This window comes from Paenibacillus sp. BIHB 4019 (assembly GCF_002741035.1).
GTDB lineage: Bacteria > Bacillota > Bacilli > Paenibacillales > Paenibacillaceae > Pristimantibacillus.
Window position 1 is genome coordinate 4,604,362 of the sequence record NZ_CP016808.1, and the last position, 23,748, is coordinate 4,628,109.

Annotated in this window: 20 protein-coding genes; 12 read left to right on the forward strand and 8 right to left on the reverse strand. The window is 51.3% G+C overall.

What is annotated here, in order from left to right; genetic code table 11:
- Nucleotides 1-88: 88 nt before the first annotated feature.
- The 6 genes from BBD42_RS19940 to BBD42_RS19965 all read right to left on the reverse strand — a co-directional run bounded on the left by BBD42_RS19940 (nt 89) and on the right by BBD42_RS19965 (nt 7,541).
- A complete protein-coding gene (locus BBD42_RS19940) occupies nt 89-1,027 on the reverse strand; it encodes a ribose-phosphate diphosphokinase (protein ID WP_099519595.1) in 939 nt (312 codons plus the stop codon).
- Between the two features lie 312 nt (nt 1,028-1,339).
- On the reverse strand, nt 1,340-2,533 hold the full coding sequence (gene fabV, locus BBD42_RS19945) for an enoyl-ACP reductase FabV (RefSeq protein ID WP_099519596.1): 1,194 nt from the start codon (nt 2,531-2,533) through the stop codon (nt 1,340-1,342).
- Nucleotides 2,534-2,698: 165 nt separating this feature from the next.
- Nucleotides 2,699-3,667, reverse strand: coding sequence for a hypothetical protein (locus tag BBD42_RS19950; protein WP_099519597.1), 969 nt, complete (start codon nt 3,665-3,667; stop codon nt 2,699-2,701).
- A gap of 142 nt (nt 3,668-3,809) precedes the next feature.
- Nucleotides 3,810-4,562 carry a glucose 1-dehydrogenase gene (locus BBD42_RS19955; protein ID WP_099519598.1) on the reverse strand — a complete coding sequence of 251 codons (753 nt, stop codon included), beginning with the start codon at nt 4,560-4,562 and terminating at the stop codon, nt 3,810-3,812.
- A gap of 136 nt (nt 4,563-4,698) precedes the next feature.
- Nucleotides 4,699-6,099 (reverse strand): response regulator transcription factor, encoded by a 1,401-nt coding sequence (locus BBD42_RS19960; RefSeq protein WP_099519599.1) that lies wholly within the window; start codon nt 6,097-6,099, stop codon nt 4,699-4,701.
- Between the two features lie 2 nt (nt 6,100-6,101).
- Entirely contained in the window at nt 6,102-7,541 is a 1,440-nt protein-coding gene (locus BBD42_RS19965; RefSeq protein WP_099519600.1) for a sensor histidine kinase, read from the reverse strand.
- Nucleotides 7,542-7,845: 304 nt separating this feature from the next.
- On the opposite strand from BBD42_RS19965, the gene BBD42_RS19970 reads away from it, so the two are divergent.
- From BBD42_RS19970 to BBD42_RS20030, 12 genes are all read left to right on the forward strand, one after another.
- Nucleotides 7,846-8,718, forward strand: coding sequence for a polysaccharide deacetylase family protein (locus tag BBD42_RS19970; RefSeq protein WP_099519601.1), 873 nt, complete (start codon nt 7,846-7,848; stop codon nt 8,716-8,718).
- A gap of 34 nt (nt 8,719-8,752) precedes the next feature.
- Complete coding sequence (locus tag BBD42_RS19975) at nt 8,753-9,637, forward strand: nitrilase-related carbon-nitrogen hydrolase (protein WP_099519602.1); 885 nt, start codon at nt 8,753-8,755, stop codon at nt 9,635-9,637.
- Nucleotides 9,638-9,664: 27 nt separating this feature from the next.
- Entirely contained in the window at nt 9,665-10,705 is a 1,041-nt protein-coding gene (locus tag BBD42_RS19980; protein WP_172455565.1) for a sugar ABC transporter substrate-binding protein, read from the forward strand.
- 18 nt (nt 10,706-10,723) lie between these two features.
- Nucleotides 10,724-12,262, forward strand: coding sequence for a sugar ABC transporter ATP-binding protein (locus BBD42_RS19985; RefSeq protein ID WP_099519604.1), 1,539 nt, complete (start codon nt 10,724-10,726; stop codon nt 12,260-12,262).
- Between the two features lie 17 nt (nt 12,263-12,279).
- Entirely contained in the window at nt 12,280-13,269 is a 990-nt protein-coding gene (locus tag BBD42_RS19990; RefSeq protein WP_216364856.1) for an ABC transporter permease, read from the forward strand.
- A gap of 49 nt (nt 13,270-13,318) precedes the next feature.
- The gene (locus BBD42_RS19995; protein WP_099519605.1) at nt 13,319-14,098 is read left to right on the forward strand and encodes a glucose 1-dehydrogenase; all 780 of its coding nucleotides are present in this window, start codon (nt 13,319-13,321) and stop codon (nt 14,096-14,098) included.
- 66 nt (nt 14,099-14,164) lie between these two features.
- Nucleotides 14,165-15,580, forward strand: a complete 1,416-nt coding sequence (locus BBD42_RS20000) for an NAD-dependent malic enzyme (RefSeq protein WP_099519606.1) — start codon at nt 14,165-14,167, stop codon at nt 15,578-15,580.
- The gene (locus BBD42_RS20005; RefSeq protein WP_237163163.1) at nt 15,577-17,064 is read left to right on the forward strand and encodes an ethanolamine ammonia-lyase reactivating factor EutA; all 1,488 of its coding nucleotides are present in this window, start codon (nt 15,577-15,579) and stop codon (nt 17,062-17,064) included. Before BBD42_RS20000 ends, BBD42_RS20005 begins: the two co-directional genes overlap by 4 nt.
- Nucleotides 17,061-18,425, forward strand: coding sequence for an ethanolamine ammonia-lyase subunit EutB (gene eutB, locus BBD42_RS20010; RefSeq protein WP_099519607.1), 1,365 nt, complete (start codon nt 17,061-17,063; stop codon nt 18,423-18,425). The genes BBD42_RS20005 and eutB overlap by 4 nt, the downstream gene beginning before the upstream one ends.
- Nucleotides 18,403-19,155, forward strand: a complete 753-nt coding sequence (eutC, locus tag BBD42_RS20015; protein ID WP_172455566.1) for an ethanolamine ammonia-lyase subunit EutC — start codon at nt 18,403-18,405, stop codon at nt 19,153-19,155. Before eutB ends, eutC begins: the two co-directional genes overlap by 23 nt.
- Nucleotides 19,156-19,448: 293 nt before the next feature.
- Nucleotides 19,449-20,132, forward strand: coding sequence for a response regulator transcription factor (locus BBD42_RS20025; RefSeq protein ID WP_099521707.1), 684 nt, complete (start codon nt 19,449-19,451; stop codon nt 20,130-20,132).
- On the forward strand, nt 20,125-21,585 hold the full coding sequence (locus tag BBD42_RS20030) for a sensor histidine kinase (RefSeq protein WP_172455567.1): 1,461 nt from the start codon (nt 20,125-20,127) through the stop codon (nt 21,583-21,585). Before BBD42_RS20025 ends, BBD42_RS20030 begins: the two co-directional genes overlap by 8 nt.
- A gap of 111 nt (nt 21,586-21,696) precedes the next feature.
- Here BBD42_RS20030 and BBD42_RS20035 read toward each other — a convergent pair whose 3' ends face one another.
- Both BBD42_RS20035 and ptsP read right to left on the reverse strand, forming a co-directional pair.
- Nucleotides 21,697-21,957 carry an HPr family phosphocarrier protein gene (locus tag BBD42_RS20035; RefSeq protein WP_099519611.1) on the reverse strand — a complete coding sequence of 87 codons (261 nt, stop codon included), beginning with the start codon at nt 21,955-21,957 and terminating at the stop codon, nt 21,697-21,699.
- A 58-nt stretch (nt 21,958-22,015) separates the two neighbouring features.
- Nucleotides 22,016-23,731 carry a phosphoenolpyruvate--protein phosphotransferase gene (gene ptsP, locus BBD42_RS20040; protein WP_099519612.1) on the reverse strand — a complete coding sequence of 572 codons (1,716 nt, stop codon included), beginning with the start codon at nt 23,729-23,731 and terminating at the stop codon, nt 22,016-22,018.
- Nucleotides 23,732-23,748 lie beyond the last annotated feature (17 nt).

Here is a 23,748-nt window from a genome sequence, read left to right on the forward strand (position 1 = left end):
AATAAAAACGCATCGGAAGGCTGCTTGCGGGCAGCACTCCAATGCGTTTTTGCGTTGCCGCTATTGCGGCATGTATTGCTATAAAAGATTAGCCGCCGATTTTGAATAGCTTATCGAGCGAGCCGCCTTCGGAAATGATCTTAATGGCGGTTGCAATGAGCGGCGACATTGGCAGAACGAAAAACTTGTCCGAATGATCGCTTAGCGCAATCGTATCCGTTACAACAACCTGGCGGATGTTCGGATGCGTCAGTTTCTCTATGGCATTGGCCGAGAACAAGCCGTGCGTCGCGCAAACGTAGGCGTCATGGGCGCCTTTTTTGTGGAGCGCTTCTACGACGTTTACGATGGTGCTGCCTGTATCGATCAGATCCTCAATAATAATCGGCGTCATGCCTTCTACTTCACCGATAATATGGGTAATTTCCGATTGGTTGTGGGCAGGGCGGTTTTTGATCATAATCGCAAACGGGCAATCCAAATAGTTCGCCAGCTTCTCAGCCGTTGAAGCTCGTCCAGCATCCGGCGAAACGACGACGGGATTGACGATATTTTGGCTTTTCAAATGTCTGATAATGAGATCCAGAGCCGTCAGATGATCGACCGGAATTTCGAAAAAGCCTTGAATAGGATCTGCATGCAAATCCACGGTAATGATGCGGTGAGCGCCAACCGTGGTCAGCACATCAGCAACCAGCTTGGCGGAAATCGGCTCACGAGGAGCGGATTTGCGTTCCTGGCGCGCATATCCATAATAAGGAATGACGAGATTGATGGTTTTGGCGGAAGCGCGCTTCGCCGCATCGATCATAATCATCAATTCCACTAAATGTTCATTAACCGGATGGGACAGCGCTTGTACAATAAAGACGTGGCATGTCCGGATAGGTTCTTCATACGATACGTGAATTTCGCCGCTTTGCTGACGGGATATCGCTACATTGCCCAGCGGAATTCCGAGTGAACTACAAATCTCCTCGGCAAGCGCGCGATTGGATGATCCCGAAAATATTTTTACCTTCTGCATTGTGCTCCTCCTTCAAGTTTTGCGCAGCAAAACTACTTCGAAAGCATAAACTTAAGTTTTGCCCAGCAAAACGATTTCGCAAGCGTAAACTTAAGTTTGCTACGAAAAACTACTACATTCCATTATACATTGAAGGAGGTCAGATTCAAGTCATAGTTCGTTCAATTTAGGAAGCTATCGTCCGTTTGAGCGAGGGTTTTCGTTTAAAGGCAATAAGCCCCCGACTTGCTGTCAGCTGGTATATAAATACAAAAACAGCCTCCAAGCCTGCAATTAACGCAAGCGTGGAGGCTGTCTTATTAGATATAGCGATTAACGAAGGTTAGGGATTGCAACATCCGGATTGGCATCAGCTTCATAATCAATGCCGTCCGTTTCAAAGCCGAACAGTTGGAAAAACTCTTTGCGGTAGCCAGCAAGGTCGGACAGCTCGTACACATTTTCTGTAGTCAGCTCTGACCATAGCTTTGCAACCTCAGCTTGAATTTCAGGTCTCATTTCCCAATCGTCAACGCGGATGAGGCCCCGGTCATCAACGAGTGTTTCTCCAGAAGCATTGTATAAGCGATCGGAGAATAGGCGGTACATTTGCTCAATACAGCCTTCATGCGTTCCGTTTTCTTTCATTACCTTATACAGCGCGGAAATGTACAGAGGTACAACCGGAATTGCCGAACTGGATTGGGTAACGAGCGCTTTGTTGACGGAGACGTAGGCACGTCCGCCTTTCGTGCTAAGCTGCTCGCTCAGGCGCTTCGCCGTCGCTTCGAGATCATTTTTAGCATAACCAATCGTTCCTTCACGGTAAACCGCATGCGTAATTTCCGGTCCGATATAGGAGTAGGCAACAGTCGTTGCGCCGTCTGCCAGTACGCCTGCTTCCTCAAGCTGGTCAATCCACATTTGCCAGTCCTCGCCGCCCATAACGGCAATCGTCTGGCTGATTTCTTCCTCGGTTGCCGGCTCTATCGTTGCTTCCGTTACATCGCCGCTGTGGAAGTTAACCGTTTTGTTCGTATAGGTTCCGCCAATCGGCTTAATGACCGAAGAAAAGGTTTCGCCGGTTTTCGGATGGGTACGGCGAGGCGAGGCTACACTGTACACGACGAGATCAATGCTGCCCAGCTCGCTGCGAATCAGGTCGATCGTTTGGGTTTTGATCTCGTCAGAGAAAGCGTCTCCAACGATGCTGTACGATTTGCGGCCAGCTTCAGCTGCGGCTTTCTCGAAAGCAGCGGAGTTGTACCAGCCTGCGGAAGCGGTACGCGCGCCTTCAGCGGCTTTGTCGAAATAAACGCCAATCGTATTGGCGCCAGCTGCAAAGGAGGATACGATGCGCGATGCCAGACCGTAGCCTGTTGAAGCGCCGATTACGAGCACATTGCGCGGACCTGCAATAGCTGGCTTGGATTCAACATACTTGATTTGACGAAGGACTTGCTCAGCGCAGCCTTCCGGGTGTGCTGTCGTACAAATAAAGCCGCGTGTTTTAGGTTGAATGATCATATTTAATTATTCCTTCCTATTTGTAAAATGGGCTTGCTATCCATATTGCCGAACAATTCTCTACCATTTTACCGATTTTTCCGTTCAAATGGAAGGGCACGAAAAAACGCAAGACCGAGTAGAGTCGGCCTTGCGTGAGATGCTGCTGGAAAGGTTCAAGCGGGGTTATTCAAAATGCTCGCCGGCAGTTTTAATCTGGCTGGAAATTTGATCTTTGCAATGGGCTTCAAGAGTGCTGGCAAGCTTAGCGGTATCTGCATTATTTTCCTCGCATACTTCATTTAAGGACTTGCCTTCCTGAAGCTGCTTCAGCAGGCTTTGCTGCGTGACCCCGATGGAAGACGCCGCTTTAGAAAGGTAGCCGTCATCGACTAAACGCTGCAGATCCTCATTAGCGCCTTTAGCTGTGCCGTCTGTTTTCTCCCATTTTACTTGCAGCTGGTCGGACAGCCATTGCTGATCCTGCTTGTACACAGCGTTCACAATTGTTTGCTCGCTGACATCATATGATTGGGCAACTTGGACGATCGATTTGCCCGCTTCTGCCTGCTTTTTAAGCTGCGCTTCGGTAAGTCCCAGCGCCTTGGCTGCTGCGTTTAGCCGTTCATTGTCTACTGCGCTGCTTTTGCTATCCGCTGTAGTTTTGCTCGTCGTCGTTGTTTTTGTCGTAGTAGTGGTAGTCGTCGTCACGTACTTTTGCTGAACGGCTTTTTTAACTTGTGTTTTCAACTCATTTACGACTTGGGTCGATTTAGCTTGCGTCAGCTTGCCTGCTTTTACATGGGCTGCGATTTGGGTCGTTTGCGTCTGCATTAAGCAACTGATGACCTTGTCTGTTGATACGCCTTTCGCTTTGGCAATCGTTTCAAGCGTTTTGCCCGCTTTCAGCTGAGTATTCAGTTCGTCACGCGTTACATTCAGCAGCTTGAGCAGCGGCTGGCTAGTAATAATGGCGTTCAGATCGGTTTTGACGGTAAAGCCGCCGCTTGTTGCTGTTTTAATTGCGGTTTGGCTGGAAGCGGTAATCGCTGCAGCTGTCTTGACTGGTGCTGTGGAATTTATCGTTTGTGCAGCAAATGCAGAGCTGGAGAAGGTAAGGGCAAGGCCCAGTGTAATCGGGATTAGTTTCTTCATTGTTCAATCACTCCTAAAAGTTATAGTTTGTTTGTATGTGCTTGCCGGCCTCTATAAGATAAGCGATAAAAGTGAAAAAACGGAGAAAGCCGGCAAAACAAAAAAATAACTTGGAGTGTTGAGCTAAAAAATTTTCTGCGAATTAATGGGCAACCCAGCCGCCGTCAATGACGAGCTCGGAGCCGGTGACGAAGGTGGACTCATCCGATGCCAGATACAGCGCGCCATAAGCGATATCAGTCGGCTTGCCGAGCCTTGGCCAGGGCGTAACCTGTTTCGCTGCTTCCAATCCCGCGGGATTGGCCAGTTTATGCTCGGTCATCGGCGTTTCAATCATTCCGGGATGAATGGAGTTGACACGGATAAAGTCTTTGGCTAAATCGATCGCTGTCGTCTTAGTCAACAGCCGCACGGCTCCTTTGGAGGCGTGATAGGCCGCTTCTCCACCTGCGCCAATGATGCCGAAAATCGAAGAAATATTAATGATCGAGCCGCCTCCAGCTTTGCGGATTTCAGGCACGGCGTATTTCAGGCCCAGAAACACGCCGCGGGAGTTGACCGACTGAACCTTATCCCATCGCTCCACCGTTTCCTCCTCCACATTGAAGGGCGAAGCGATGCCTGCATTATTGACTAAAATATTTAGTTTTCCATAACGCTGGACTGCCTGCTGGATCACATGCTGCCATTGTTGCTCCGACGACACATCCTGAGCAAGAGGGTATACATCGCCGCCCGTTTCGCGAATAGCTTCAGCGGTTTCTTTCAGCGCGGCTTCCGATAGGTCTGTCAGCACAACCTTGGCCCCTTCGGCTGCGAATACAGCGGCTATAGCGGCTCCAATTCCTCCGGCTGCTCCTGTGACAAGGGCTACTTTATTTTGCAAGCGTTTCATGCCTTATGCACCTCCAGGTATGTTATATAAGTGTCTTTATATAACTAGGATAGGAGGAACGCTGGCGTCGGTAAATTCCAAATATTCAAGCTGGGTGTACGATTTAGTGGTTAAAAGACGATCAGAGAAAAGACGATCAGAAGCTCCCATTTAGTTCCCGATAGGAGCTGGGCGTTATTCCCGTCGCTTTCTTGAAGACGCGAACAAAATATTTGACATCATTAAAGCCGACCAGCTCGCCAATTTCATAGACCGTTTGCCTAGAGGTGGCGAGCTGGCGCTTAGCTTCCTCTATTCTCAAATTTGTAACGAATACAGTAAAATTGACGCCATATTGCGATTTGAACAAGCTGCTCAAATAAGAGAAGGACAGCTGAAACCGCTCGGCTGCATCCAGCAGCGACAGGGAAGAGTTGCGATAGTTTTGCTCCACATATCGTTTGATGCTAAGTGCGGTATGAGAGCTGGTGCCATTGGTCGCCAGCACGCCAGCAGCCAGCTTGTCAATTAGAGGCTCAAGCTGCTGCGAACGCCAAGCGGCCAGCGATACAAGCGTATTCGTACGTTTAAGCTCGTTCAACGATTGCAGTCCTTCCAGGCAGGAGGGGCTCGTTGCATGCTTGCTGATTGAAATCCAGAGCTGCAAATACACGATCCACCGCTCCTCAAAGGTGCAGAACCGCTGCTCGTATTCCGAAAGCAGCTTTAACACGGCTTGCTTGCCTTCCTTCTGAACCGATAGGGCAAAGCTGTTCTCGTCCTGTGGCGTCAAGCCGACCTGGCTTGCGGAAGTGGAGCACCGCAGCATATGCAGCTGTTTTTCGGCTTCCCGGTAGGCTTGCTGCAAAGACGGAGCATCCCCATTTAAAATAGCACTGAATACGCTTGCGGCATTTGCTTCAAACGGAGGCAGGCGCTTCAGCCATTCGGCAAGCTTGTCCTTTTCGTCGGAAGCCGCGCAATACACCGTATGCGAGCCAAGCGGGATGGAGATTAAGGTAATCCCTGAAGGAAGCACGTTTTGCTGCGGAAGCGGCTCGTTCGCCAGCAGCAGGCAGAGGTTTGAATAAGGCAGCTCCTCGCAGGCGGCCAGTGTCGTGTCGTCAAGAATAATTTCGCAAACGCGATTTTTCAGCTCTATATTGCGCGTACTGCTTTCCTTGTCTAGTTCAGCGGTCAGTTTCTCCATGGCGCTCGTTATTTCCGAAGGGTTGATCGGCTTCAGCAAATATTCTTTAACTCCGTAAGCTATCGCTTTTTTTGCATAACTAAAATCATCGTATCCGGATAAAATGATGCATTTGGGCTGCTTGCCGTTTGTGGCCGCAATCCGGCCCAGCATTTCAATGCCGTCCAGCTTGGGCATGCGAATATCGGTTATGACGATATCGGCTTCATTGCAAGCCAGCCATTCCAGCGCCTCCAGGCCATCACGAAAGCTGCCAACATGCAGCAGCGGCAAATCATTCCAAGGGATAACCTCTTCAATTCCTTTGCGAATCCATGGCTCATCTTCCACAATGATAGTCTTGTACATGATTATCCCTCCGGTTGATAAGGCAATGTAATGATGACTAGCAATCCTTCCTCCATAGCGCGGTAAGTGAGGCCGTATTGCTCGCCAAAGGCAAGCTTGATGCGGTTATTGACGTTGTAGATGCCGATTCCGTATTCATAAGCGCGATTATGCCCGGCCGTTTCCTGCGAATCCTGCTCCAAGCTAAGCGACATGTCCAAGTTGCCAAGCTTATCGTTCATTTGCTGGACTTCTTCCTCGGTCATGCCTTCGCCGGAGTCGCGGACGGTGAGAATAACCCGGCTTCGTTCGCAGTACCCGGTAATATCAATAAAGCCTTCCTTGTCCATATTTCGAAAGCCGTGCACAATGCTGTTTTCAACAATAGGCTGCAGGACGAATTTGATCGTGCGGCTGCTTCGGACGTTGGGATCGATATCGATTTTCGTTTGTATCGCTTGGTCAAAGCGAATTAATTGAACCTTTAAATAATGCTCGATATGATGAAGCTCATCATCAATAGTCACCAGCTTCTCTTCATTGACAATATTGTAACGGAACATCTGGGACAAGGAGCGGGCAAGTTCTGAAATGAGCGGCACACGGTGGATCAGGGCAATCGAATTAATCGTTTCCAGTGCATTATGGAGAAAATGCGGATTAATTTGTGCTTGCAGCGCCAGCAGCTTCGCTTTATCGGATTTTATTTTCATCTCATATTCCCGATTTACGCTTTCCTTCAACCGAACAACGATGTCCTCGAAGTAGCCCTCCAATTCCTCAACCTCGTCTTGGCGCCGGCTTGGGCGCATCATATCGATTTTTCCGGCGGCGTATTGCCGCATTTTTCGATTTAACAAAATAATCGGTCCCGAATAGTAGATCGATAGAAGGATAATGAGCACGACGCACATAATTCCGCTCGAAAGCATCAGAATACCCATTAAATGATGAATGTACGACAGCTTTTCCATAATGGATGATTCCGGCGTGTACACAATAATGTACCAGTCCGCAAAAGCATTATACGAATAGAAGACGACCCGTTTGACATGCAGATAATCGACGGTAAATGAGCCTTTTCCCTCCTTGGATGCGAAGATTTGCTCATGCAGATGCTTGGAAGCGAGATGCTTATTCGTAGAAAATAACGTCTGCCCGCTGTGGTTGCTAATAATGACGTCGCTGTCTTTTCCCATGGCGGTATTGGCAAGGCCATAAAAAATAAATTGCTGGACCTGATCGTTTCCTTTATCCTCCAGCTGCAGCGCATTGAGATTAAGAAAGATCAGACTGTTGCTTGCTTCAGCTAAAATATTGAGATTGCTCTCCACAACATTATCGTAAAGCTTGCTGCTCAGCGCCTGAAAAGCGAGCCATTGAACGGCAATAATCGGAATCATAATGACGATGGTATGAACAAGCATCATTTTATATTTTACGCTCAAAGGCACTCTCGCCACCGGGACCCTCCTTTAATTTCTGACCATGGTGTAGACGATAGATTTTTATAATGCTTGTTAATTAATATATCATGAATAGTAAAGAGCTTGACAAGTGTTATTTAAAAAATAACGGCTTGAATGTGTAGGAAATATTAACCTAATACCGTGAAAAAGTACACCTTTCCGCAAATTGTTAGAGTTTTTTTGTTTTGTAAGCGATCTTATAATGAATTCAAGCGGCTAGGGCAAATGCAACTGGCTCTAAGCCCTAAATTAGGCGAATGACAAAATCATGTTAGAAAAGTTAACGGGAGGGTTAAAAATGCAAAGATCTGGTAAAGTGAAACTTCCTGCAGGAAAAAAGGTCGCCGTCAACATCGGTGTCGATTTTGATGCCGCATCCGTATGGATGGGGACATTCGACCGCTTCTCGCCGGCCTATCTGTCACGCGGCGAATTTTGCGCAGAGGTAGGCGCACCGCGCTTGCTTCATTTGTTCCGCAAATACGGCATCACGACAACCTGGTGCATTCCGGGCCACACGATCGACACGCATATGGAGATATGTCGCGAAATCGTTGCTGCCGGACACGAAATTTGCCATCACGGTTATGCGCATGAAAATCCAACCCATATGAGCTATGAAGAAGAGGAAGAAATTTTGCTCCGCGGATTTGCAGCGCTGGATAGGCTAGGGGTCAAGCCGCGCGGCTACCGCTCTCCAGCTTGGGATTACAGCCCCAACACCTTGAAGCTGCTGGAGAAGCATGGATTCAGCTATGACAGCAGTCTGATGGGCAATGATTTGCATCCATACCGCCCAAGGGAAGTCGTAGAAATTAATATGGACAAGGCCAATGTATTTGGCCCGCCTAGCCGAATCGTGGAAATTCCGGTTTCATGGTATTTGGACGATTTTCCAACCCAAGAATTTGTCATTGGCGGAGCGGAAGGCATGCGTTCTACGCATGAGGTATTCGAGCGATGGAGAGATATTTTTGACTATGCTTGTGATAATGAAGAGGGCGCATGTTACGTCCTGACGACACATCCGCAGACGATTGGCCGGGCGCATACCATTCAAATGCTGGAGAAGCTGATTCAGCATATGGAATCGCGTGGAGCATGGTTTGCGACGCTAGGTGAAATATACGATGCCTATACTGATAACGAGACAGATGCAAGCAACGCATAAGAGGGAGCCTACACAAATTAATTAGGAGGCAACTATGACAAACATTCGTATTTCTGCTGTCCAGTTCCGCGCCGAGCGTGTATCCGGCTTTGAAGACTTTGAGCGCCAGGTTCGAGGGCTGATGGAGGATGTGCCGCTGGATTCGGATTATGTGCTGTTTCCCGAGCTGTTCACGGTGGGCTTGCTGACCTCATTTCCCGATTGGGAGACAGCGGGACCGTCAGCGATGATGAGGCTGGACCAGTTCACCGTGCCTTTCAAGAAGCTGTTCGCAGACCTTGCTGAGCAGCGGGGGCAAATAATTGTCGCGGGTTCACATTTGGAGAAGCGGGGCGAGGATTATTTTAATGTAAGCACGATCTTTCAGCCGAATGGCGACATAGCAGAGCATAAAAAATCGCATATTTTTCCCGCAGAGGGCAATTGGAAGACGAGGGAAGGCGAGGAGCTGAACGTCTTTGACATTGGTCCGGCCCGCATTGGCGTTGCGATTTGCTATGAGGCGGAAATTCCCGAGGTTGCCCATATTTTGAGCAGGCAGGGAGCGGATATCGTATTTTGTCCATCCTATACGTACACGGAGTTCGGTTTTTGGCGGGTACGCCATTGCGCGCAGTCCCGCAGCATTGAAAATCAGATTTATGTCGTGCATTGCCCGACGATTTGTGAAATCGGCAAGCCGATTGACAGCGGTTATGGCCGCTCCGCAATATTGACGCCATGCGACACGCCGTGGACGGCAAACGGCATAGCTGTTGAAGCGGAAACAAATGTGCAGACCGTCATAACTGGAACCGTCAATCTGGATAGGCTTTATGAAAATCGCAAGACTGGCGCGGCGACGACTTACAATGACCGCATTCGGAAAAGCGGGATGTACGCAAATCATGCTCCATATGCACAGGAACGTTCCAACTAACTCATGAGAAAAGGGAGAGGATTTTATATGAAACGTTTATCCGCGCACATGATAGCAGGCATCGCCCTTCTAGTCCTTGTTTTTGCAGCCTCTGCTTGCAGCGGAAACAGCTCCAGTCCAGGAGCTGCATCTGACGAGCCGTCTGGCTCGCCAGATGCAGCAGGTGGAGCAGGGAAAATTGCTTATTTTTCCGCCGGAGCTTCAAATGCGTATCTTCAAAAAGGGCTGGAGGCAGCAGAATCCAAAGCGAAGGAGCTCGGATTCGAAATCGATACATTCGACGGCCGCTTTGACCCGTTGACGCAGCTCAATCAAATTCAAAATGCGGTGACAACCGGGAAATATAAAGGGTTCGTCGTTGAACCGGTCGATGGCAACCAGCTCTGCAAGGTGTTGTCCAAGGATGTCCCTGCCAAAGGCGTAGCGGTAGCGATCATTAATGCTACGCTGTGCGGATCGCCAGATTGGCAGGAAGGCACGCTGACTTATGTGGGCGGACAGGAAGTGAACGTATATAAAGAAATCGTGAATAAAATATTCAGCGACAAGCCGGAAGGCGGCACAATTGCCGTCATTGGCGGCCCGGCAACGGGCGGGCCGTATCTGAGCATGAAGGCTGCCTTTGACAGCGAGCTGCCGAATCACCCGGAGTGGAAGCTGATTGGCATGCACGCCACGACTTACACGGCGAACGAGGCGTTCCAAGTGGCGCAAAATATTTTGCAGGCCAATAAAAACCTCGATGTTATTTTCTCGAATTATTCGGGCATGACTGTCGGCGTCGTAAAAGCGATTGATGCGGCCAAACGCGATGATGTAGCCGTATACGATTTTGGCGGCGATAAATGGGCTTTTGATTCAGTAAGCTCCGGCAAAATCAAATCGACGGTTGTCATGCTTCCGGTGGAAGAGGTTCAGCATGCGATTCAGGCGCTCTACGATTCGTTCAACGGCAAAGACGTAGAGAAATATATCGATCTGACCAAAGATCCGATTCTCCCGGGCACACCGTTTGTCTATAAGGACAACATGGCTGATTTTACAGCTAAAGGGCTGCCAGAATATTAAGCGGAGGAGGGGTTGTCCATGAGTGGAGGAGCTGTGGCTGAAGCGGTGCCGATAAAGAAGGATATGGCGATTGAAATATCGGAGCTTATTAAGACCTATGGAGGCTTTCGCGCTTTGAACGGGGTGAATATCGACATTCAGCGCGGAGAGATTCATTCGCTGGTTGGACAAAATGGGGCGGGAAAATCGACGCTGCTTGGCATTTTGTCCGGCCGGACAGCTCCGAGCGAAGGGAATGTCCGCATATTTGGCAGCGAGCTGCATTACGGCGACCCAAGGTCCTCGCGCAAGCTTGGTGTTGCGACGATTTACCAGGAGCTGACGATCGCACCCAATTTGAGCGCGCTGGAAAATGTTTTTCTAGGGCAGCTGTTGTCGGCAAAAGGCTTTATTTCCCGGGGGCGGATGACAAAGCGCTATATGGAGCTTTGCGCAATGATGGGGGTGAACATACCGCCATTCCAGCGAGCTGGCAATATGTCGATTGCCGATCAGCAAATGCTGGAAATTATGCGGGGCTTGCAGCTGAACGCGGGCATCCTGATCTTGGATGAACCGACGGCTTCGCTCGCTCCCCCTGAGCGCAAATCGTTGCTAAAAACGATCAAGACGCTGCAAGCAGGCGGCATAACGATCATTTATGTTAGCCATCATCTTGATGAAGTGCTTGAGCTTAGCGATAGCGTGACGATTTTGCGCAATGGGGAAAAGATTGTGACCCAGCCGCGTGCCTACTGGACGAAGGACAAGCTGGTGTCTTCAATGCTAGGCGCAGAGGTAGCGGAGGAAATTGTTAGAGTTACGCAGGAAACCCAGCATGAGGTTAGCCATCCTGGCCCGGAGCTGCTCCGGGCAACCGGGGTAAGTGTGCCGGGCGCAATTGAGGATATTGCCATTACGCTCCATGCCGGTGAAATCGTCGGTATTGGCGGGCTTGTAGGCTCAGGGAGGACGACGCTCGTGCGGGCGCTGGCTGGTCTTGAACCCAAATCGACCGGTAGTCTATGGATCGAAGGGAAGCAGGTCAAATGGCCGCGCGAGCCCAGCTATCCAATGAGCCTTGGCATTGCTTTGGCGCCGGAGGATCGCAAGCATCAAGGGCTGGTGCTCGGAATGTCCTGCGAGGACAATATCAACATGGTTAACTATGGGCAGGTCAAGAAGCTGGGCTTCTACCGCAAGGCGAAGGCGGGCCATATCGCTGACGGGCTTAGCAAAAGATTCGGCCTAACGCGCCCGATTCATACGCTTTGCCGCAATCTCTCAGGCGGCAATCAGCAGAAGGTGCTGCTGGCGAAAGTATGCAATTTGCGCCCGAAGGTGCTCATTGTCGATGAGCCTACCCGTGGCATTGATATTGGTGTCAAAGTCGAGGTTTTGAAAATATTACGGCAGCTTGCTAACGAAGGCATGGCTATCGTCATTATTTCCTCGGAGCTGGAGGAGGTCATTGCGGTAAGCAACCGCGTGCTGGTGCTGTCTAAAGGCAGGCTCGTGAAGGAGCTGAGCCAACGCTCGGAAATTAGCGTCGATCATATTTTGCAAGCTACATTTTAGAAAAAGGGGGTTATCGTATGGGCACGCTGGAAAATCAGCTTAATACGAATACGGAGCGACAGGGTTTGTTCAAAAATATGAATAGCCTCATGCTGCGCTACGGCGTAGTCGTTGCTTTTATCGTCGTTGTTGGCTTGTCTGCCATTCTCTATCCTGGTTTTTTGCGCCCTGCAAACCTGGTCAATATTTTTAGCCAGCTCGCGATTGTCGGCATCATGAGCATTGGAATGACCTTTGTGATGATTACGGGTGGACTTGATATGTCGGTGGGCGGCATTTATGCGCTGTGCGCTACTTTAATTGCGAGCTATGCAGACAGCATGCCGCTTCCCTTTGCTTTTGCTCTTACGCTCGTGGTTGGCTTGGCGGCAGGACTTATCAATGGTGTGCTTGTCACAAGGCTCAGGGTACCACCATTTGTAGCTACGCTAGGGACAGGCTCTGTGTTTACTGGTATTGCCCTTATTTATTCCAATGCTCAGCCTTTCTTTGTACAAAAAGAATCGTTTCAATGGATGGGCTCCGGCGAGCTTGGCGCGATACCCATCGCGGTGTTCCTGTTATTCCTCGTTTACGTCGTCGGTGCAATCGTGCTTGCTTTTACAACCTATGGCCGCTCGCTGTATGCCCTTGGTGGAAATAAGGAAGCGAGCCGTTTGTCCGGCCTGCGCGTGAATTGGCTTATTTCCAGCACATACGGCTTAAGCGGGTTGTGCGCAGCTGTATCTGGCATTCTCATTGCTTCGCGGCTTGGCCAAGGGCAGGCGAATATTGGGGAGACCATTGCCCTGGACGTTATTGCAGCCGTCGTCATTGGCGGAACCTCATTAAGCGGAGGCGAAGGAGCGATCTGGAGAACGATCGTGGGAGGCTGTATTTTGGCGGTGCTTTCCAACGTCTTTGATAGTTTGTCGCTAAGCCCTTACTGGCAGTCTGTATTCAAAGGCTGCATTATTATCGGCGCGGTTATGTTTGATTATTACGCCCGCACGAAGACGCAGACTTGAGCAGGCATTTCATAGCTTGAATCGAATAGTCCGGAAGGGAGGCGTTTAAATGCGCCTAAAAGGAAAAACGGCCGTCATCACGGGCGGAGGAACGGGAATTGGTAGAACGACCAGCTTGCTGTTTGCAGGAGAGGGGGCAAGCGTCGTTGTAACGGATATTGACGAGGACAGCGGTCTGAAGGCTGTCAAGGAAATCATAGAATTGGGCGGACAAGCTTTATTCGTTAAGCATGATGTGCGCAGCGAGACAGAGTGGGAAGAGGTAGCTGCTCAGACGGCGAACATTTACGGCAAAGCGGATATTTTATTCAACAACGCGGGGCTGTTTTTGATTAAGCCGCTGCTGGAGACGACGCTAGCGGATTGGGAGCGCCTCATGTCCGTTAATGTAACGGGGGTTTTTCTTGGAATGAAGCATCTCATTCCCCTGATGCTGGCCGGGGGCAAAGGCGGCTCGATTATTAATGCATCATCCAATGCAGGGTTGTTTGGAGCGTCTGGACTGACGCTGTATGGAGCTACTAAAGGGGCTGTGCGCATTATGACGAAGGATGCGGCGCTTGAGTTTGCTTCGATGAATATTCGCATCAACTCCATTCACCCGGGCTATATTCATACGCAAATGATTGATTACGCTGCGGAGCTTGCAGGCAAGAAGGTGGAGGATCAAGGCGCGCTTGTTCCCCTAGGCAAAGTAGGCAGTACGCTCGACGTAGCGCGGCTAGCTCTATTCCTTGCCTCCGACGAATCTTCTTATGCGACAGGAGCAGAATTTGTACTGGATGGCGGCGTATCTGCCGGACCTCCAGATGTGTGGAAGCAAAAGTAGAACCGAAAGTAGAACCGAAAGTAGAACCGAAAGTAGAACCGAAAGCCAAAATGGCGGAGGAAGCACATGACGATTAGCAGTTTGATTATAAGGTTGGAGATGGACCACCGGCTGGTTCAATTCGGCGAGATCGCCTCTCAGGTCAGCCATGCCGGCGGCGATATGACATCGATTGATGTCATTCGCTCCGGCAAGGACATGTCGGTACGCGACATTACCGTTCATATTAATGATTCAGATGAGCGTCCATTGCTAAGGCGTCTGGAGGAGCTGCAAGGGACGAAGCTCATTCATGTTTCTGACCCGGTATTTCTCGTCCATTTGGGCGGGAAAATTGCTACAAGCCCGAAGCTAATGGTCAAAAATCGGGATGATCTTTCCAAGGTGTATACGCCCGGAGTGGCTAAAGTGTCAAAGGCCATCCATGAAAACCCGGATAAGGCGTATTCGTTGACAATCAAGCGCAATACGATTGCAGTTATTACCGATGGAACGGCGGTGCTGGGGCTTGGCGATATCGGCCCATATGCTGCTGCTCCCGTTATGGAAGGCAAAGCGATGCTGTTCAAGCAGCTTGCGGATGTAGATGCGTTCCCGCTTTGCTTGGATACGCAGGATACAGAGGAGCTGATTCGCACGATCAAAGCGGTCAGCCCGATTTTTGGCGGCATTAATCTCGAGGATATTTCTTCGCCCCGCTGTTTTGAAATCGAACGCAGGCTGATGGAGGAACTGGATATTCCGGTGTTTCACGACGACCAGCATGGTACGGCTATCGTTGCAATGGCTGGACTGCTGAATGCCCTCAAGGTAACGGGGAAGGAACTTTCGGATGTGCGAATAGTGGTGAACGGCATTGGAGCAGCGGGAGTATCGATTTGTAAAATGCTGCTTGCCGCAGGAGCGACCCGGCTCGTCCCAATCGATCGGGACGGCGCGATCGTCTTCGGTGGAGCCTATAACAATCCGATGTGGCAGTGGCTGGCGATGCAGCCGCAGGTTGAGGGCACTCCCGGAAGGTTGAAGGAACTGCTAGCCGGAGCGGACGTGTTCATCGGCGTATCGCGAGGAGGCCTGCTGAATAGCAAAGATGTTCAAGCGATGTCGAAGGACAGCATTGTGTTTGCTATGGCCAATCCTACGCCGGAAATCGAGCCGGAAGAAGCTTTGCCGCATGTTCGCATTTTCGCAACGGGCCGCAGCGACCTGCCGAATCAGATTAACAATGTGCTTGTGTTTCCGGGCATTTTCCGAGGGGCGCTCGATTGCCGCGCGCGTCATATCAATGAAGCAATGAAGCTGGCAGCGGCGCGGGCCATTGCTTCCGTCGTTTCGGACGAGGAGCTAAATGAGCAATATATTATTCCGAGCATCTTTAATGAGCAGGTCGTTGCTAAAGTGCGGCTTGCCGTTATTGAAGCAGCAATCTCGACGGGATGCGCCCGCCGTATACCACCGGAAATTGGCTGGAAAATGGCATGAGCAGCATGGCGCGGGAGAAATGGCTGACGAGTGTAGGCATCGATTTGGGCACAAGCACAACCAAGTGGATAGTTTCGAAGCTAAAGGTAGTGGAGACCTCTGGCGGCTTTTCACTGCCGCGCTATGAAATCACCGAGCGAAAGCTGGCTTATATAAGCCCGGTATTTCCAACACCGCTGCTAAGCGAATCCAAAATTGATCTGGAAGCTTTATCGGTACTGCTGGAGCGAGAATATGAACAGGCTGGCATTAAGCCGCAGGATGTGCAGACCGGAGCTGTGATCATCACGGGCGAGACAGCGACGAAGGACAATTCCGAGAAAATTGTACATGCGATGGCCGGGCATGCCGGACAATTCGTCGTTGCGACAGCAGGCGCTGATTTGGAGTCCTTGCTTGCCGGTCGCGGCTCGGGAGCGGCTGCCCGCTCCGCGCGGCAGCCAGGCATAATCGTAAACGTGGATGTCGGCGGCGGGACGGCAAATGCTGCCTATTTTCGCGATGGCGCAATGATAGGGACGGTGACGCTGCATATTGGCGGCCGTCTTATTCGTTTAACTCCTGAGGGGAAAGTGGCCTATGTATCAGCCCATTGGCGCCTTTGGGCAGAGCAGCAGGGCTATGCGAGTGAGCTGCCCGCGATAGGCTGTCTATTTCCGCTCGCTGCTTTGCGTCTATTGTGCAAGCGAATGGCAGAACATTTGTATTCGTGCATCGTATCAGGCGGCTCCGGTTTAGAATCGGATGTGCTGCTTGTCGCGCCGCCTGCCGGAGAACTGCCGCTGCCAGAAGAGATTTTGATTTCCGGCGGAGTGGGTGCATTGATGGGTGTGTCAGATTCCCTTACAATGGAGGAAGTAGCTAAATATGGAGACATCGGTCCGGAGCTGGGAGCGCAGCTCGCGCAATTAGCAAGCCGGCATGAGGTGCCGGTCAGGCAAGCGGAAGAGTCGTCTCGTGCGACTGTCATTGGCGCGGGAACGCATATGACGGAGGTGAGCGGAGCGACGTTGTATTATGATTTGGAGGCGCTGCCGCTGCGCAACATCCCGGTTGGCCTCTGTCGATTGCCGCCAGCCGATGAAGAGCTGGAGCGCGCGGTGCGGGCCAGCGTGCAGCTGGCAGCCGTCTTGTACGGCAGCGGAATGTCCGATCCGCCCTTTGCTTTAGCTCTGCAAGGCGGCGGGAGTTGCTCGTATATTCGCCTGCAAAAGCTGGCAGCAGCATTATACGCCGAATATACGGCCGCCGCTCCTGCATCCTCGGTACTGCTGGTCATTTGCCAAAATGATATGGCTAAGGCGCTTGGGCATGCGCTTGCGAAGCGGCTTCGTGGCAAGCTGCGGCTCGTATGCGTCGATCAGATTAATGCGGCTGAGGGTGATTATGCGGACGTCGGCCTTCCAATAAAGGAGGATATGGTTCCGGTTATTATGAAAACGCTGGTGTTTCACCGGCGGGAGAGCGGGGAGGAAGAAGCATGAAGTTATCCGTTACACTCAAAGGCCGGACTTACTCCTTCCATAATTTAAAAGAGGTGTTGGCCAAAGCAAACGAAGAGAAATCGGGGGACCGGCTGGCAGGCATTGCCGCTGCCGATGCGGCGGAGCGGGTTGCCGCCAAATATGTGCTCTCGGAGCTGCGCCTTGCGGATATTCGGGAAAATCCGCTGCTTTGTCCCGATAAGGATGAGGTTTCGCGGCTGATCGAGGAGGAGCTTGCTGAGGATGTCTACCAAGCTTTTTCTGGCTATACGGTCGGCGAGCTGCGGGAGTATTTGCTTCGCTCCGATACGACAGGCAGCGAGCTGCTGCGGGTTGGGTCGGGGTTGACGAGCGAAATGATCGCGTCCGTGTGCAAGCTGATGTCCAATCTGGATTTAATCCAGGCTGCTTCGCGGATGGAAATATTAACAACCTGCCGGACTACGATCGGCTATAAGGGAACGCTTGCTTCCCGCGCTCAGCCGAATCACCCGTCCGACCATGTTGGCGGCATGAAGGCTTCGCTGTTTGAGGCGCTGAGCTATGGCATCGGCGATGCGGTCATTGGGATCAACCCGGTGACGGATGCGGTTGAAAATATGAAATCGCTGCTCTATGCGACGAAGGAAGTCATTGACCGCTGGACGATTCCAACCCAAAACTGCGTGCTTGCCCATATTACGACGCAAATGCGTGCAGTAGAGGAAGGGGCCCCGGCAGACATGCTTTTCCAGAGCCTCGCCGGAACCGAGGAGGGAAATCGCGGCTTCGGCATCGATCTCGCGCTGCTTGAGGAGGCGGATGCTTTAATTCGCGCACGGGGTACGGCGGAGGGGCCGAATCGCTGGTATTTTGAGACCGGTCAAGGCTCCGAGCTGTCTTCGGAATCGCATTTCGGGATCGATCAGGTTACACTGGAAGCCAGATGCTACGGTCTTGCGAAAAGGTTTAACCCGTTTATCGTCAACACGGTTGTCGGCTTTATCGGTCCTGAATATTTGTATGACAGCAAGCAGGTCATCCGCGCGGGGCTTGAGGATCATTTTATGGCGAAGCTTCACGGGCTGCCGATGGGCTGCGACATTTGCTATACGAACCATATGCAGGCCGACCAGAATGATATGGATAATTTGAGCATTTTGCTCGCATCTGCCGGAGTCAGCTTTGTTATTGGCGTTCCGCTAGCGGATGACTGCATGCTCAATTACCAGTCGTTAAGCTATCATGACATTGCGACCGTGCGCGAGACGCTGCGGATGAAGCCGGCTCCTGCGTTTGAAGGATGGCTGGAAAGCGTTGGGGTTATGCGGGGCGGCAGGCTCACTGCTGAGGCGGGGGATGCCATCCGGTTCGTTTATTGAGGGAGGAGGCCATCTAATGGATAGACAAAGGCAGGCCGAAATCTTTGAAAGCCTCGCGGCCCATTCGCCAGCCCGAATAGGGGTTGGCCGCACAGGTACCCGTGCGCTTACGCAGGAAGTGCTGAAGCTAAGGCTGGATCATGCCCATGCGGTGGATGCGGTATACGGGGAAGTATCTCCGGCATTGCTTGCGGCATTCGAATTGTTTTCGGTCGATACTCAGTTTCATGACAAAGAGTTATATTTGAAGCGTCCTGATAAGGGCAGGCTGCTGTCCGCGGAGGGGAGTGCCGCAATAGCGGAGCGCTGCTTGAAGCGTCCTCAAGTGCAGGTTGTTGTGGCGGATGGGCTGAGCGCCAAGGCGGTCGATGCCAATCTGCCTGATATTTTGCCTGCTTTAATGGATTCATTGGAAGCAAACGGGCTAACGGCGGGAACGCCGTTCTACGTCAGAGGGGCGCGGGTTGGTTGCATGGACGATATCGGGCGGATTTTGGAGCCGGAGTCGCTTGTCCTTCTCATTGGAGAACGCCCTGGCCTTGCGGCGGCAACTTCAATGAGCGCTTATATGTGCTATCGGCCCTATCCGGGAAGGAAGGATTCGGAGCGAACGGTTATTTCCAATATTCATGCAAGAGGTACGCCGCCCGTGGAAGCGGGGGCTCATATTGGCTCTGTTCTTCGCAAAATGCTGGAGCAGCGCATGAGCGGAATCGGATTTATCGTCTGAGCCTGAATATGCATTGGGGCGAAATTAAGAAAGGTTTTGCTGAAAGCCAGAATGTTCTGGCGCAGGCTTCTGTAAGCTGGATGCTGCGTATAGAACCTTCCGGCTTTTTTTGGCATGTGGCCGCAGGGACAGCAGGTTCCATTTTTTACATCAGTCTCGTTCATAGCCTGTACATTTTCTCCGTGTAAATTGGACTCTAACCCTGTGAAACGTAGAAGACGTATGTGCTGGATCGGTGTGAAAACACTGGAAAAAGCATAACATACGGGCAAGGAGATACGAGGAGGGATCGTATGCTGCAAGGGCATATTTTGCTAGCTGAGGATGATGAGCGGCTAGGCGGGCTAATTGTACAGATGCTTGAGAAATCCGGTTATCATCAGGTGGACTGGGTGCAGGATGGAGAGGATGCTTATGAGTATGCCATTGCGGCCCATTATGAAGTCATCGTACTCGATTGGATGATGCCGGGGATGACAGGTGTAGAGGTATGCAGCAAACTGCGGGAGCAGGGCTACAGTGGAGCCATTCTCATGCTGACGGCACGCGATTCGCTGCACGATCGAATAGAAGGCCTCGATTCAGGGTCGGATGATTATTTGGTCAAGCCGTTTGAGCTGTTCGAGCTGCTTGCTCGTTTGAGGGCGCTGGGACGCCGGAATTTTGCACCGCTAGTAGAGGAAGTCATCCAAATTAGCGAAATGACACTCAATCGCAGCACACAAGCAATGAAGCAGGGAGAGCAGGAGGCGGCGCTTAGCCCGCGCGAGTTCCAACTGCTCGATCTGCTGCTGCGCAACAAGGGGAGCGTTTTGCCGCGCGAATTGATTTTGGAGCGGATATGGGGCTTCGAAACGGATGTTGCGATGAAGACGGTCGATGCGACGATCAAGCTGCTGCGCAAAAAGCTGGAGCCGTTTGGCAACGCCGACAAAATCCAGAGCATTCGCGGCGTCGGGTACAAATTTGATGATTAATCGGTTGTTCAAAAATAAAGATATGTTCGCGCAAACGCAGGCGCGGCTGACGCTGCTTTATGTCGGCTTGCTGTCGCTGTTTCTCGCCGTGTTTGTCGTCGTTGTGTATTGGCTGCTCTCGCTTGTTATTTACAATGAGCAGAAGAAGGATCTGCTGTCGTTTCTCGACCAGTCGACGAACGTTATTGAGAAGCAGATGAAAGACAATCGGCAAGCGGAAGAAATTGACTTGAATGACCGCAACTTGCTTGGCTTTGGCAATGACCAGTTTTTTTATTATTTGATTGGAGCAGATGGCGCGCTTATTGCGGGGAAAGAAGTATTTCCTGTTTTGAGGCCAGAGCTGCTGGAGCTGGTGAAAAACTGGAAGCCCGGCAATAACGAGGTCAGCTACGAGACGATAACGACCGATGCCGCTTCTGCGGGCGGCATGCCAGGGGGAAAGCCGCTAGAAGGCAAGCTTTCATTAATGATTGCGGGCAAGCCTGTTCTGACGGGGCAGGGCAGCTCCAGCATTTTTTATGTAGCGAAAAATATTTCCCAGCAGCACTCGCTGTTTCAATGGCTGCTCTGTATTCTCATAGGCGTCGCAGCATCATTTACGATTGTTGCTTTTCTAATCGGGCGATACATGTCGCATCGGGCTATGCTGCCTATTGCCGAATCGTATGATCGGCAGCGCACCTTTACAGCGGATGCGTCGCATGAGCTGCGCACGCCGCTGAGCGTGCTGCTGATGTCGATTAATGCACTTGAGCTGGAACAGGAGAGCTCCAGCAAGGATGAAAAAGCTGGTCCCCTTCATATGGAGCGTGAAAATGCTTCAGTTACAGCACGATCTGGGAAGGTTGCGGGAGACGATCATGATTTTGTCCCTAAGACGCTTGCGACGATGAAGGATGAAGTGAAGCGGATGATGCGGCTCGTTGGTGATTTGCTGCTGCTGGCCCGTTCAGATGCGAGCGAGCTTGAGCTGGAGCATAAAATGTTTGATTTTCGCCCATTTGCCGAAAAGACCGTTCAATCGATGGAGACGCTGGCTGCTGCCAGAAGCATACGTCTGGAGCTTGAAGCGCCAAATCGGGCAATGATGCGTGGCGATGCGGAGCGCATGAAGCAGGTGCTATATATTTTACTCGATAATGCGATTAAATTTTCGCCGGAGGGAGAGCGTATTATCATCCAGCTAAGCGCGTCGGCCTCGGAGCGCCGGGGCTTGCTGAGACTGACGGTGCAGGATAAAGGGCCGGGTATTAAAGCGGCAGACGCTGCCCGCATATTTGACCGTTTCTATCGGACGGACAAGGTGCGAACGCGGCGAACGTCCGGCCATGGGCTGGGACTTGCGATTGCCAAACAAATTGTGGAAGCCCATCATGGCAAAATTGGCGTATGGCCTGAGGCTGGCAAAGGCAGCACCTTCTATGTGATGATTCCGGTTGCCTTCAAATGAGAGGGACAAGCTTGCTTGAATAAAAAAGGAGAGGAGGCCGTTTGCTTAAGTTTATGCTTAAGCAAACGGCTGTCCTCTCTTTTCCCTTAAATGCGGGAACGCTATTTACGCCTATTCGTGAATTTGTGTCAGCAAATCGCCAAGCGCCTTCATCGCTTCTGCTTCCTGCTCGCCGTCGATTTCCAGCGTCACTTCCTCGTTCACGGCAATGCCGAGCGTCAGCATGCTGAGCGAGCTTTTGCCGTTCACTTTTTTGCCCTTGTTCAGGACGGAAATTTTGCAGGGAAAGGCGCTGGCGGCTTGAACGAACGTTTTAGCCGGGCGAACGTGAAAACCTGTTGGGTTAAGAATCGTAAAGGTTTGACTGATCATGAGGAGATCACTCCGTTTCGGATGTATTTTTATTCAAGTATCGTTTGGATGGAAAACCTTATTGCCGTTTTTGCTCTACAAAGGCGGTTACCTGCTCGTAGCTGCGAATGCGAAGCGCCTGCTCCGCGTAGGCGGCCCACTCGGTCTGGTCCAGCTCGCCAACGAGCTGTCTAGCCTGCAAAATCGCGCCGGCGCTCATGCTGAATTCATCCAGCCCAAGCCCAAGCAGCAGCGGAATGGCCGTCGTATCGCCAGCCATTTCCCCGCACATGCCCACCCATTTGCCTTCCTGCTTAGCGGCTTTTATCACCATGCTGATGAGGCGCAAAATCGAAGGATGCCATGGCTGATACAAATAAGATACCGTCTCGTTCATCCGGTCCGCCGCCATCGTATATTGAATTAAATCGTTCGTCCCAATGCTGAAAAAATCAACCTCTGGCGCGAATAGATCAGCGGACACAGCAGCGGACGGAATTTCAACCATCATGCCGACTTCTATGTGGTCTGCGACAGCGATGCCTTCGGCAGCAAGCTTTGCCTGTTCCTCGGCGAGCAGTTTTTTTGCTTCAAGCAGCTCTTCAATGACCGCAATCATCGGAAACATAATTTTAAGATTGCCGTGGCTGCTGGCGCGAAGCAGAGCACGCAGCTGCGTGCGGAAAATATCCTGGCGGTCGAGGCAGAGCCGGAGCGCGCGCTGCCCAAGGAACGGATTGCTTTCCTTCGGCAAATCCATGTAAGGCAGCTCCTTGTCGCCGCCAATGTCGAGCGTGCGGATGACGACAGGCTTGCCGTTCATTTTTTCCAGTACGTATTTGTAGCTGGTATATTGCTCCTCTTCGGTTGGCAGCGAGCTGCGTCCCATATAAAGAAATTCGGTGCGGAACAAGCCGATCCCTTCGGCGCCATTATCGAGCGCGCGCTGCACATCTTCCAGTTTGCCGATGTTGGCCGCAAGCTCTACCTGCTTGCCGTCTCGGGAAAAGGTTGGCTGATCCTTGAGCTTCGTAAGTTCAGCTTTGTGCTTGTCATATTGCTGTTTTTGCTGCTGGAAGGCAGCAAGCTCGTCAGCAGACGGGTTGATAATGATGGAGCCCGCTTCGGCATCCATTACGATAAAAGCGTCGGCCGGCAATGAGCGAATAGAGGAACCGACGCCCACGATTGCCGGAATTTCCAGTGTCCGCGCCATAATCGCGGAATGGGAAGTACGGCTGCCGATTTCGGTAATGAAGCCGCGCACGACGTCCAAATTGAGCTGCGCCGTATCGGAAGGCGTCAAATCCTCGGCAATAATAATACATTCCTCAGTCATATTCGCCAAATCGAGATGTGGCACCCCGCGCAAATGGCTCATAATGCGGCCCGCCACATCTTTAATATCGACGGCGCGGCCTTGAAGCAGCTCATCCTCCATCGCTTGCAATAGTTTAATGAAGGAAGTCGATACTTCGTGAAGCGCATATTCAGCGTTAATGCCTTCGTCGCTCATTTTTTCCTCGGCAGCATCAATGAAATCGGGGTCTTCCAATATCATCAGATGGCCTTCAAAAATTTCGGCTTTATCCGCGCCAAGCTTTTGCTCTGTGGAAACCCGAATCGCTTCAATCTCTTCCTGAGCTTGGGCTACTGCGCTGCGAAAACGCTGAATTTCCCCAGTGGGATTTACAGCTTCAAGCTTTTTCGGCGTGTAGTGGTCTTGATGAATAAAGTAGGCGGGAGCTGCCGCAAGCCCTGGCGATGCACCCGTACCTTTCCATACTGTTGTCATGCAACTTCATTCCTTTC

What these genes read in the sequence shown, in the direction of transcription:
- BBD42_RS19940 (WP_099519595.1), bottom strand. Translation starts at nt 1,027, where the DNA reads ATGCAGAAGGTAAAAATATTTTCGGGATCATCCAATCGCGCGCTTGCC.
- fabV (WP_099519596.1), bottom strand. Translation starts at nt 2,533, where the DNA reads ATGATCATTCAACCTAAAACACGCGGCTTTATTTGTACGACAGCACAC.
- BBD42_RS19950 (WP_099519597.1), bottom strand. Translation starts at nt 3,667, where the DNA reads ATGAAGAAACTAATCCCGATTACACTGGGCCTTGCCCTTACCTTCTCC.
- BBD42_RS19955 (WP_099519598.1), bottom strand. Translation starts at nt 4,562, where the DNA reads ATGAAACGCTTGCAAAATAAAGTAGCCCTTGTCACAGGAGCAGCCGGA.
- BBD42_RS19960 (WP_099519599.1), bottom strand. Translation starts at nt 6,099, where the DNA reads ATGTACAAGACTATCATTGTGGAAGATGAGCCATGGATTCGCAAAGGA.
- BBD42_RS19970 (WP_099519601.1), top strand. Translation starts at nt 7,846, where the DNA reads ATGCAAAGATCTGGTAAAGTGAAACTTCCTGCAGGAAAAAAGGTCGCC.
- BBD42_RS19975 (WP_099519602.1), top strand. Translation starts at nt 8,753, where the DNA reads ATGACAAACATTCGTATTTCTGCTGTCCAGTTCCGCGCCGAGCGTGTA.
- BBD42_RS19980 (WP_172455565.1), top strand. Translation starts at nt 9,665, where the DNA reads ATGAAACGTTTATCCGCGCACATGATAGCAGGCATCGCCCTTCTAGTC.
- BBD42_RS19985 (WP_099519604.1), top strand. Translation starts at nt 10,724, where the DNA reads ATGAGTGGAGGAGCTGTGGCTGAAGCGGTGCCGATAAAGAAGGATATG.
- BBD42_RS19990 (WP_216364856.1), top strand. Translation starts at nt 12,280, where the DNA reads ATGGGCACGCTGGAAAATCAGCTTAATACGAATACGGAGCGACAGGGT.
- BBD42_RS19995 (WP_099519605.1), top strand. Translation starts at nt 13,319, where the DNA reads ATGCGCCTAAAAGGAAAAACGGCCGTCATCACGGGCGGAGGAACGGGA.
- BBD42_RS20000 (WP_099519606.1), top strand. Translation starts at nt 14,165, where the DNA reads ATGACGATTAGCAGTTTGATTATAAGGTTGGAGATGGACCACCGGCTG.
- BBD42_RS20005 (WP_237163163.1), top strand. Translation starts at nt 15,577, where the DNA reads ATGAGCAGCATGGCGCGGGAGAAATGGCTGACGAGTGTAGGCATCGAT.
- eutB (WP_099519607.1), top strand. Translation starts at nt 17,061, where the DNA reads ATGAAGTTATCCGTTACACTCAAAGGCCGGACTTACTCCTTCCATAAT.
- eutC (WP_172455566.1), top strand. Translation starts at nt 18,403, where the DNA reads ATGCCATCCGGTTCGTTTATTGAGGGAGGAGGCCATCTAATGGATAGA.
- BBD42_RS20025 (WP_099521707.1), top strand. Translation starts at nt 19,449, where the DNA reads ATGCTGCAAGGGCATATTTTGCTAGCTGAGGATGATGAGCGGCTAGGC.
- BBD42_RS20030 (WP_172455567.1), top strand. Translation starts at nt 20,125, where the DNA reads ATGATTAATCGGTTGTTCAAAAATAAAGATATGTTCGCGCAAACGCAG.
- BBD42_RS20035 (WP_099519611.1), bottom strand. Translation starts at nt 21,957, where the DNA reads ATGATCAGTCAAACCTTTACGATTCTTAACCCAACAGGTTTTCACGTT.
- ptsP (WP_099519612.1), bottom strand. Translation starts at nt 23,731, where the DNA reads ATGACAACAGTATGGAAAGGTACGGGTGCATCGCCAGGGCTTGCGGCA.